General features: G+C 56.0%; 1 protein-coding gene. It reads right to left on the bottom strand.

Going from position 1 to position 1,267, the window contains the following annotated elements; genetic code table 11:
* Positions 1-37 precede the first annotated feature (37 nt).
* Positions 38-1,267: copper resistance system multicopper oxidase (locus BLW68_RS20880; RefSeq protein ID WP_092797217.1), on the bottom strand; the 1,230-nt coding region annotated here is incomplete at its 5' end.

Here is a 1,267-nt window from a genome sequence, read left to right on the forward strand (position 1 = left end):
GCCAGCAGCGACAAGGTTAGCGTTACGTTGGCTGTTTTCATGACACCACCACTTCTCTGAACATACCCGCATCCATATGGAACAATAAATGACAATGCCAGGCCCAGCGCCCGACATCATGCGGCGTGGTTAAAAAGCTGATGCGCTGCGCCGGTTGCACCGGAATGGTATGGCGGCGTACCTGTACGGCACCGTTGTCACTTTCCAGATCACTCCACATACCGTGCAAATGCATCGGGTGGGTCATCATGGTGTCGTTTTGCAAGATCACCCGGATACGCTGATTGTGCTTCATATGCACCGGTGTGCTTTTACTGAACTCTAAGCCATCGAATGACCAGGTGTAGCGCTCCATATTGCCGGTCAGATGCAGCTCAATTTCCGCCTCCGGGCCGCCCGGCTCAATAATACCGTCCAGCGAATGTAAATCGGCCAGGGTCAGCGCGCGCCGCCCGGTATTGCGCAAACCAATGCCCGGATCGTCCAGGTTGGTTCTTGGCATATCCACCCGCATATCCACCGACGGGCCATACTCGGTGCTGGCATGACGCACAGTTGAACTGGCTTTGGCATAAGGCACCGCCGGGCCATGCTGACTGTGATCGATAGCCATAGCACCATGCTGGCTATGATCTTCCGCGCCATTGCCGTGCGCCATCGCGCTGTGGCCGTGGCTGTGGCTGTCGCTTGCGCCATGGTTCATATTACCCATCATGTCAGCCATCGTCAGCCACTCCACCGGATCCAGTGCCGGCACCGGGGCGTGCAAGCCCTCGGCCACGGCCAGGGTACCGCGGGCATAGCCACTGCGGTCCATACTCTGGGCGAAAATGGTGTATGCATCCGCTTGTGGCGACACGATAACATCATAGGTTTCGCCCGGGCCAAAGCGGAATTCATCCACCGTCACCGGGTGCACATTCTGGCCGTCAGCCTGCACCACGGTCATTTTCAGCTCGGGAATACGCACATCAAAAAAGCTGTTGCTGGAGCCATTGATAAACCGCAGCCGCACGCGCTCACCGCGCTTAAATAAACCGCGCCAGTTGGCCAGCGGTGTGCTGCCATTCATTAAGAAGGTTAAGACAGCGGCTGACAAATCCGCTAAATCGGTTGGATTCATGCGCATTTGCTGCCACATCTGCCGTTTTGCCAGCGCCGCGTCCAGCCCTCTGTCAGTGATATCGCGCAGCATGTCCTGCACTGTTGGCTGATTAAAATTGTACAAATCACTTTGCACTTTTAATTTGCGAAACACCGTATGTGG

This window comes from Rheinheimera pacifica, from assembly GCF_900108485.1.
GTDB lineage: Bacteria > Pseudomonadota > Gammaproteobacteria > Enterobacterales > Alteromonadaceae > Alishewanella > Alishewanella pacifica.